Here is a 5113-nt window from a genome sequence, read left to right as displayed (position 1 = left end):
GCCCGCAACGCGGCGATCGACTCGGCGGCCGACTTGGCGACGGGTTGCACGTTCTTGGACGCTTCGACCAGCGTGACGCCCAGCAGCGAAGCGAGACGGCAGCACGACTTGATCTCGGCACCGGTCCAATCGCGGTCGTCGACTTCGCTCAGCGTCTCGTCGTCGATGATGTCGAACGCCTTGAGGTACATATCCCAAATGACGTCGCGTTGTTCGGGCGACGGCAAGTCGATGAAGAAGATCCCGTCGAAGCGTTCGGCACGAGTGAACGCGCCGGCCGAGACTTGAGCGAGCTTGCTGATGTCGTTGCACGTGCCGACGAAGAACACGTCCGACGTGTGGTCGTTCAACCACGTGAGCAGCGTGCCCAACATGCGGCTCGACACGCCGCTATCGCCGTTGTGGCCGCCCGTCGCACCGCTCAATCCCTTCTCGATCTCGTCGCAGAAGAGGATGCACGGCGCCATCGCGTCGACCGCAGCGAGGGCACGGCGGGTATTCTCTTCGGTCTGACCCACCAAGCCGCCCATGAGAGCACCAAAGTCGAGCATGACGGTCGGACGGGACGTCTCGTTGCCGAGCGCCTTGGCGAACGCGGACTTACCGCCGCCCGCCACGCCCAGCAGCAACACGCCCTTGGCCTTGGCCTTCGTGCTCGCCGAGAGCAACGCCCGCTTGCAGAACGTCTTGAGGCCTTCGAGTCCGCCCAGGTCGTCGAACGATTCGCCGCCGCGATGCAGTTCGAGCGTGCCCGTCTTCTTGAGCATTCCCTGCTTGAGTTCCCACAACACGCTGACGTCGAGCTTGCCGTGACGGGCCAGCGACAACGAGAACGCGCCTTCCGCTTCGTAGCGGGTCAGACCGGACGCGGCATCGAGCAGCTTGGACAACTCCGCGTCGTCGGTCGGAATGTCGTCGTCGGACGCAACGCCGTGCATCACGGCCAGCAGCGTCTCACGATCGGGCAGCGAGTGTTCGATCGTGACGAATTGCTTCTCCAACTCGACGGGCAGTTGGACGCTCGGGGCGAGGATCACGACGAACGTGCGGAATTCCTTCCCTTCGGACACGACGCGTTGCACGGTCTGCATCAGCGAAATGTCGCCGAGGAAGCGATTGAACGCGGGGACCACGAGCAACGTCGAACCGCCCGACTGATACGAGCGGGTATCGCCCAGCACGCGGACGGCGTTGATCGGATCGGGGTTGTTATCCGCCTTCCCCGGGCCACGGCTCAAGCCGCGGTCCATGTCGAACGTCAGCACGTCCCACTTGTTGTCGGGAGCGATTTCACGGATCTCGCGAATCGCCTCGTCGAACTCGTGCGTCTGGACGTAGATGCCGGTGAAACACGCGTCGACGTATTCCGTCAAACGCGTCTGCAATGCGGTGCGAACGGTGGTAGCCATAGCCATACGAACTCCCTGGTAACGTGGTAGTGGTGACAATACGCAGATGGTCAAACGATTGCAAACGGAAACCTACTGACGCGCTTGCTGCGACGCGCCTTCGGTCTGATAGAACGAGGGCAACTTCTGCTCGCTCTGGACGATGCCCAGCGCCTGCTCAAGCTGTTTAGTCGCATCTTGGCACGACTTACCCTTGAATCCGACGGTGGTGACGGTTGTTTCGCCTTGCGGCGTGACGACGACTTCGATCTTCTGCATGGCGGCCTCGTGATAACTTGACAAATTCGACTCAAAACGACGGATAACCGGACATGCTGCGAGGCTACACGGCCGTCGCGGTGATGACGATGGAACCGTCGGCACGCGTCTGTTCGACGGGGGAATACCCCTTGCGACGCAGTTCGTTCTTGGACTTCTCCACGCTATAGGCCTGAATGAAACCGCCGAGACCGTTAGCCGCGGTGAGTCCCTTCAAGCCGCCGCTCGACCAGTTGTCGAACACGGGCAGGAACTTCCCCTCACGAGCGATGAGCCCGATTTCGTACTTGGCGCCCGGCACGCCGATCGCGTGATCGCACTTCCCGTAATCTTCCGGCTTGATGTCGGCGGCAATGTACGCGGCATCCTGACCGCTGTAGTCACCAACCCACGTGCCGTACCACTCGAACTTGTTCTGACCACGCTTGAACGTCCAACCGAGACGCTTGCACGCGGCCTCGATTGCGGCGAGATCCCGCAACTCGCATTTGATCGTAACGACGTGAGACATACGCAACTCCCTGAACATCGTGAGATTGTCGGGCCGGCAAAACTGCTCGCCGGCTACCATACCCGAATCGAAAACCGCCGTCCCTCATTCAGACGGCAGTTCCACGGAACTAACGACTAACGGCGAATCTCGGCATCGACCAGTCGAAACTCGGCGACGCACGTGAACTCGCAGGTTTCACAAGCGCACGACATGGTGATCGTACGCCCGTCCTGCATCCAGTCCTCGGAAGCGACGTCGCCCCCGCACAACGGACACTTTAACCCGCCCAGGCGAATGAAGTCGCCCAGGATTCCAGGCCGCACGTCGACCAGCGCCGCCCCTTCGCCGAAACGTGGCGCAGGGGGACGCGGGGGACGCGGCGGCTCGCTCTGCAATCGGTCGTTCATACCCGCAACGACTCCGGTTGTTCGCCCCGAATGATGGAAACCACGCGACGCGGAATGTAACCGTTCTTCACGAGCAATTGACGGCACTCACGCCAATCGTCGGCAATGCTCTTACGAAAGCGCGCCGTCGCCTCGCTCTCGTATTCGTAGAGCCCGCGTCCCCCGCCGAACACGTCGACGAGGGGCGCAGAGAAAGACGAGATCATCCCGCAGACGACTACACGACGCCGATTGACTCCGCATTCTGCCAAATGCGGTGAGCGGCAAAGAATCGGAAATCGGACGCCGGCGCATCAGCAGCGCGGCAATATTCGAGCACGAATTGCAGACGCGCCGGCGAGACGACCCGCGCCGGCTCATCGCCGCGCCGATAGGACGGACCGCGCACCCGTGCAGCAGCAGACGACAAGAGCACATGAGAGAAACGCGACATGCTAGGACTCCCAAGAAATCAGCCGCGCGCCGATGGTAGGCAGCGCACGACCGGAACACGAAACCACCGGACACAACGCCCGGCGCACGACAACGCCCCCTCAGCAGTCCGCAGATTGCCGATGGGGCGCACGTCACACGCCGCAGCGCCTAGGACTTGGCGACCGCATCGCCCGTCGGCTTAACGGCCCGCAGCGCTTCGAGCACGCCGCGCAGCTTGGCGACCGTAGCGGGCTTGTCGCAATCGCCCCAATTGACGGACTCTTGACCGGCGCGAGGATGCACGACCTCGACGAGCTTGGCGACGCCGGCCGTCTTCAACTGCGCTTCCGTCTTCCCGGCGGCGCGGCCGGCTTCCCACTCCTTCGAGACGACCTTGACCTTCGTTCCGGCGGGAATCATCTTCCCCGCCGCATCAAGCATGGATTCGAGCACCAACGGCAGACCATCGCAGAGGCGCGAAAGCTCACCCGGGAAAACGGCGAAATCAAACCCGCCTTTGCCGGCTTCGTTCGAGTTGGGCTTGAGCCCGTTCAACACGATACGCCCCGGCTTGGAGAAGGTAATCCGAAACCCGCCGACCGTTCGCGCCGTACCCTTCGCAAACTCTTTCTGCTTTTCGTTAATCTCGCAGAAATCGGGAATGCTCAGTCCCGACGACATGAGCGCCATGGAGTTTTCTTTCGTCATCTCGACGACCGTAGACATGGCCCACGCCCGCAACGCTTCCAGATCAGTGCGCCCCTCGCGCAAATACTGGACCGCTTCAACGGCCGACATACCAGGACCGAGAACGACCGGCGCAACGACAGCAGCAGGATTAGAAGAACCCATAGAATCAGACTCCCATAGAAGACGGCCCGCCGCAGTGGTAGCAGCAGCAGACCAAACACAGACCGCAGACCGGCATTGACCATGCCGAGATAGTCGCGGCCCGGCAAAACATATCGGCCGGCCATCAGTGAGACTAGAGCAGTTTTCCGAGATCATCCCCCGCAGCCGATGCAAACCGCAGCCGATAACCGCAACCGCAGCCGATGAAACCACGCCTCACGACGCACGCCGAAAAATCTTGGAAGAATTCACGGCTGCGAATGAACTGGACATTTACGAACGCGGGAGAATCGGCGAACGACTAGCGCCAAACCCGGCAAATCGTCACCGCCAGGGAAAGCAAAAGGCAAACCCGCAAACCGAGATCAGCAAACCCACGCCGAACAATCACCAACCCCGGCGCCGCCTCACGCCGACACAGACCGAACCCACAACCGTATTCACCCGCAACCGCTTTCCCTATTCACCGCCGAGAGACACACGACGCACGACATGAGACGCAAGCGGCGAACAATCAGCCCGAACGCCGCAGCCGATCAGCGTAGACGCCGCAGCCTAACACGATGCCCCCTTCGCACGTGAAGCACGCTTGCAATTGTGGGGGAAACTAGGCTGATTCACACTCGACAAACGTGGAAAGATAGGCAATTAGGCTCGCCATTCGGTGAGCTTATCGCAAGCTCCCATCCCGTAACGACTTACGGCGAAATCGCCCGGGGGGCTCTGGCCCCAACTGGCGGCCAAAATCGCTATTGGTACAGCCATCCCTATTTTTCACGATTTTCGGTCTGGTAAGATAGGTAGGCGTGTCGGACGTCGTTCGCCTTCGATTTCGTCGATTGGTCCCGGCGTGTTGGGACGTCCATTTGTTCTGCTGGCTCGACGCTTTCTCGCTTGTATCTGCGGAAGCGCACCGCCCCCTAGAGCGCGGCTGAATGCCGCAAGAATTTGGGTCGCACGAAGGAGCGGGTCTTTGGGTTGAGCGCGGCCCGAAGGCCTCATTACATACCGACTTGCGTCGATACCAAGGGTTCCCGAACCGAGTATCGGGGGTTCCTTGCACCGCTGAACATCGTGTCTATCGTGACTTGGTTGCCAGCAAAGGCTGTGGACCGGGATCACGCCCCTCGGCCACGAGCGCCCAGTTCGTCGATTGTCCGATTGAGAGGACCGCCGCAAACTGTGCAGCGGGGACGACTTGCAGCGTGGAGTTGGCTTGCCGAGATTTCGTCTTTGCGTCCGCAGAGGGAGCAAATGACGCTCGTCGTCTTGGGCCCGTT

Annotated in this window: 9 protein-coding genes; 1 reads left to right on the top strand and 8 read right to left on the bottom strand. The window is 61.1% G+C overall.

Annotated features, from left to right (window positions below; all coding sequences use genetic code 11):
- From ACOSYY_RS18860 to ACOSYY_RS18830, 7 genes are all read right to left on the bottom strand, one after another.
- Nucleotides 1-1409 (bottom strand): Ycf46 family AAA ATPase (locus ACOSYY_RS18860; RefSeq protein WP_421664426.1); only part of this gene is annotated, 1409 nt, incomplete at its 3' end.
- 72 nt (nucleotides 1410-1481) lie between these two features.
- Complete coding sequence (locus ACOSYY_RS18855) at nucleotides 1482-1667, bottom strand: DUF2997 domain-containing protein (RefSeq protein WP_421664424.1); 186 nt, start codon at nucleotides 1665-1667, stop codon at nucleotides 1482-1484.
- A gap of 64 nt (nucleotides 1668-1731) precedes the next feature.
- The gene (locus ACOSYY_RS18850; RefSeq protein WP_421664423.1) at nucleotides 1732-2178 is read right to left on the bottom strand and encodes a hypothetical protein; all 447 of its coding nucleotides are present in this window, start codon (nucleotides 2176-2178) and stop codon (nucleotides 1732-1734) included.
- Nucleotides 2179-2294: 116 nt separating this feature from the next.
- Nucleotides 2295-2567, bottom strand: a complete 273-nt coding sequence (locus ACOSYY_RS18845) for a hypothetical protein (protein WP_421664421.1) — start codon at nucleotides 2565-2567, stop codon at nucleotides 2295-2297.
- Nucleotides 2564-2773: a hypothetical protein gene (locus ACOSYY_RS18840; protein WP_421664419.1), complete on the bottom strand. Its 210-nt coding sequence runs from the start codon at nucleotides 2771-2773 to the stop codon at nucleotides 2564-2566. Before ACOSYY_RS18840 ends, ACOSYY_RS18845 begins: the two co-directional genes overlap by 4 nt.
- 11 nt (nucleotides 2774-2784) lie before the next feature.
- Entirely contained in the window at nucleotides 2785-3000 is a 216-nt protein-coding gene (locus ACOSYY_RS18835) for a hypothetical protein (RefSeq protein WP_421664417.1), read from the bottom strand.
- 149 nt (nucleotides 3001-3149) lie between these two features.
- Nucleotides 3150-3833 carry a hypothetical protein gene (locus ACOSYY_RS18830; protein WP_421664415.1) on the bottom strand — a complete coding sequence of 228 codons (684 nt, stop codon included), beginning with the start codon at nucleotides 3831-3833 and terminating at the stop codon, nucleotides 3150-3152.
- A gap of 127 nt (nucleotides 3834-3960) precedes the next feature.
- Here ACOSYY_RS18830 and ACOSYY_RS18825 point away from each other — a divergent pair, with 127 nt between their 5' ends.
- Entirely contained in the window at nucleotides 3961-4329 is a 369-nt protein-coding gene (locus tag ACOSYY_RS18825; RefSeq protein ID WP_421664413.1) for a hypothetical protein, read from the top strand.
- 582 nt (nucleotides 4330-4911) lie between these two features.
- Here ACOSYY_RS18825 and ACOSYY_RS18820 read toward each other — a convergent pair.
- On the bottom strand, nucleotides 4912-5113 hold a 202-nt coding region (locus ACOSYY_RS18820), incomplete at its 5' end, for a hypothetical protein (protein ID WP_421664412.1).

This window comes from Nitrospira sp. BLG_2, assembly GCF_049222245.1.
Note: the sequence above shows the minus strand (reverse complement) of the source record. Positions and strands in the feature narration are given on the sequence as shown.

Bases quoted from the DNA above. Each gene is read 5' to 3' on its own strand.
- ACOSYY_RS18855 (WP_421664424.1), bottom strand. From the start codon at position 1,667: ATGCAGAAGATCGAAGTCGTCGTCACGCCGCAAGGCGAAACAACCGTC.
- ACOSYY_RS18850 (WP_421664423.1), bottom strand. From the start codon at position 2,178: ATGTCTCACGTCGTTACGATCAAATGCGAGTTGCGGGATCTCGCCGCA.
- ACOSYY_RS18845 (WP_421664421.1), bottom strand. From the start codon at position 2,567: ATGAACGACCGATTGCAGAGCGAGCCGCCGCGTCCCCCGCGTCCCCCT.
- ACOSYY_RS18840 (WP_421664419.1), bottom strand. From the start codon at position 2,773: ATGATCTCGTCTTTCTCTGCGCCCCTCGTCGACGTGTTCGGCGGGGGA.
- ACOSYY_RS18835 (WP_421664417.1), bottom strand. From the start codon at position 3,000: ATGTCGCGTTTCTCTCATGTGCTCTTGTCGTCTGCTGCTGCACGGGTG.
- ACOSYY_RS18830 (WP_421664415.1), bottom strand. From the start codon at position 3,833: ATGGGTTCTTCTAATCCTGCTGCTGTCGTTGCGCCGGTCGTTCTCGGT.